Raw genomic sequence first — 2,228 nt, 5'->3', positions numbered from 1 at the left:
TGACATTTTTACCTCCCGCACGGCCGTTCGGCGTCGCGACAAGCGAAACAAGGAAAACACGTCCCAAGAATCAGGTGCTGAGCTCCCAGTGAACCCGGATCGCCTCGGCGATCGGGCCGGCGGTGACGTCAACTTGGAAGGCCACGGGGGCGGTCCCTGTCGCTTCAATGACGGTGTCGTGGTAAACCCGGCCGCAGGACGGACACAAGGTGTAGAGGTCCTCATCGTCGGGCCACGGGGCGAGTCCGGCGGGGACGGGCTTGTCGGCCCCGGCGAAAACAGGGAGGCCTTGCGAATTGGCCTGAATCAATCCCTCTTTGCTGACGGTGTTTCCGCACAGGCAAGTGATCGTCGTGACATCATGACCGATGACATCAGCGAATTCAGTGTCCATTTGAGCTCCCCGGCGTCGGAAGAGACGTTCTGCTTGTAGCTTATGCCCGCGGATCGCCTCCCGTCGCTGCATACGTGGTCATTTTGAATACCCGGGCAGGGTGCGCCCGATCTGCTGCCTAGACTCCTTGGATGGCTATGGACCTTGAGAGTGTTTTCCTCAACGGCACGGTTGGTGCCGGCAAGACGAGCACCGGCGAAGCCTTGCACTGGCTTCTCGCCGACGACGGAATCAGCAACGCCGTGATTGACCTCGAAACAGACACGAGCCGAACGGCCAGGAGCTGACCTGGCACCTGGATCGCAGCGTGGAGCTCGATGAAATCCTGAGCGAGACCCAAATCGAAACTCATGTGGTGCCGACGGGACCACGAACCCCACAACAGGTTGCCCAGGCGGTTCGGGCTCTGATTGGGTGGTAGGCGTAGCCAACGCACCACTGAAAGGACGCGATGAGATCCAACGAACTGCTGCTGGATTCCTTTGGCCGGATCCGTGACGTCGTGGCCGCAACGCTGGAAGGGGTCGACGACGAGTCCTTGATCCGCCGGCCCGCCGGCAGCGGAAACTCGATTGCGTGGTTGATCTGGCACCTCAGCCGCGTGGAGGACGTCCAAGTCGCGTCCGCCGCCGGCGTCGAACAGGTGTGGACTTCGCAGGAGTTTGCCGGCCGCTTCAGGCTGCCGCTACCCGAACGCGACACCGGCTATGGCCACTCGAGCGATAAAGTCGATGCGGTTCAAGCTCCGCCGGAGCTGTTGCTCGAATACTACGACGCCGTGCACCGGCAGACGGTTGCGTTCCTGAAAACGCTCGGTGACACGGACCTTGATCGCATCGTCGACACCCGCTGGGATCCGCCCGTCACTCTCGGCGTGCGCCTGGTCAGCACGATTGCGGATTGCCTTCAGCATGCGGGTCAGGCCGCCTACGCCAAAGGCCTAGGCGGCCGGTAAAGACCGTTCATACAGCTTTCCGGGGTTTGAAGATCAACCCCAGGACGGCTGCCAGCGCGAGCGCGGACAGGACAGTTGCAGACCAGAACCCGGCCCGCCCGCCGGTCAGGAAGTCGCCGGGGATCGCGAAGGCCGCGTAGATCGAAGCCACGATGGCCAGGCCGACAGCTCCGCCCAGCTGCTGCATCGTCTGGAAGAGTCCGGACGCAGACCCTGCGTGCTCGGGTTCGACGTTGCGCAGCGCGAGCGTGGTGAGCGGCATGAACGTCATGCCGGCCGAGATTCCAGTGCCCAGCAGTGCAAGCAAAACGAGGGCGAGCGGGGTGTCCGTGTTCAGTTGCGTCAGCGGCAGGAAGGCGACGACGCGGAGAGCGGTACCGACGATGACCAGCCGGACGGCCCCGAAGCGCTCGAGCAGGCGCGGGACGATGCGCGACATCGCGAAGATGCTGAGCGGCATCGGCAGGAACGCCAGTCCGGTGACCATGGGCGTGAGGTGCAGATCGTCTTCGAGGTACTGGACCATGAGGAAGAACATGGCCAGCATCCCGCCGTAGGTTGCTGCCATCGCTGCCAGCGCCGCCACTCGGCTCGGGCTGCGCAGCAGTTGCGGACGAAGCAGCGGGTGGGCCACCCTCTGCTCGGTAGCGGCGAGAATTGCGATCAGTGCGGCCCCGACAACCAGGCCGCCGATCGTGCGCGGCTGGACCATCCGACGTCGCCCGCTTGAATGAGACCCCACACGATGGCGATGGCGCCGCCAGTGGCGGTCACGGCTCCGAGGATGTCGAAGCGTCCGGGCCGCCGGGGAGTTTCCGCGACCAGGCGCGGCACCGCAATGAGGACGACGACGCGATCGGCACGTGATGAAGAGGGTCC

Annotated in this window: 4 protein-coding genes and 1 pseudogene; 2 read left to right on the top strand and 3 right to left on the bottom strand. The window is 64.1% G+C overall.

Annotation, left to right across the window (positions count from 1 at the left end; all coding sequences use genetic code 11):
* Window positions 1-70: 70 nt before the first annotated feature.
* A complete protein-coding gene (locus tag AHiyo1_RS07195) occupies window positions 71-394 on the bottom strand; it encodes a hypothetical protein (protein WP_059388094.1) in 324 nt (107 codons plus the stop codon).
* 131 nt (window positions 395-525) lie between these two features.
* Between AHiyo1_RS07195 and AHiyo1_RS24150 the strand changes: the two genes are divergently transcribed.
* Together AHiyo1_RS24150 and AHiyo1_RS07190 are read left to right on the top strand one after the other, a co-directional pair.
* Window positions 526-681, top strand: coding sequence for an ATP-binding protein (locus tag AHiyo1_RS24150; RefSeq protein ID WP_148667455.1), 156 nt, complete (start codon window positions 526-528; stop codon window positions 679-681).
* 164 nt (window positions 682-845) lie between these two features.
* Entirely contained in the window at window positions 846-1,349 is a 504-nt protein-coding gene (locus tag AHiyo1_RS07190) for a mycothiol transferase (protein WP_059388093.1), read from the top strand.
* Between the two features lie 7 nt (window positions 1,350-1,356).
* Here the strand turns inward: AHiyo1_RS07190 and AHiyo1_RS07185 are convergent, their stop codons facing one another.
* Window positions 1,357-2,061 carry an MFS transporter gene (locus AHiyo1_RS07185; RefSeq protein WP_059388092.1) on the bottom strand — a complete coding sequence of 235 codons (705 nt, stop codon included), beginning with the start codon at window positions 2,059-2,061 and terminating at the stop codon, window positions 1,357-1,359.
* A pseudogene (locus tag AHiyo1_RS25455) lies at window positions 2,013-2,228 on the bottom strand (hypothetical protein); the annotation flags it as partial. The pseudogene AHiyo1_RS25455 and the gene AHiyo1_RS07185, both read right to left, overlap by 49 nt.

The sequence above is a fragment of the Arthrobacter sp. Hiyo1 genome (assembly GCF_001263615.2).
Classification (GTDB): Bacteria; Actinomycetota; Actinomycetes; order Actinomycetales; family Micrococcaceae; genus Arthrobacter.
Note: the sequence above shows the minus strand (reverse complement) of the source record. Positions and strands in the feature narration are given on the sequence as shown.

Excerpts from the sequence above, each read along its gene's own strand:
- AHiyo1_RS07195 (WP_059388094.1), bottom strand. The coding sequence starts at position 394 with ATGGACACTGAATTCGCTGATGTCATCGGTCATGATGTCACGACGATC.
- AHiyo1_RS24150 (WP_148667455.1), top strand. The coding sequence starts at position 526 with ATGGCTATGGACCTTGAGAGTGTTTTCCTCAACGGCACGGTTGGTGCC.
- AHiyo1_RS07190 (WP_059388093.1), top strand. The coding sequence starts at position 846 with ATGAGATCCAACGAACTGCTGCTGGATTCCTTTGGCCGGATCCGTGAC.
- AHiyo1_RS07185 (WP_059388092.1), bottom strand. The coding sequence starts at position 2,061 with ATGGTCCAGCCGCGCACGATCGGCGGCCTGGTTGTCGGGGCCGCACTG.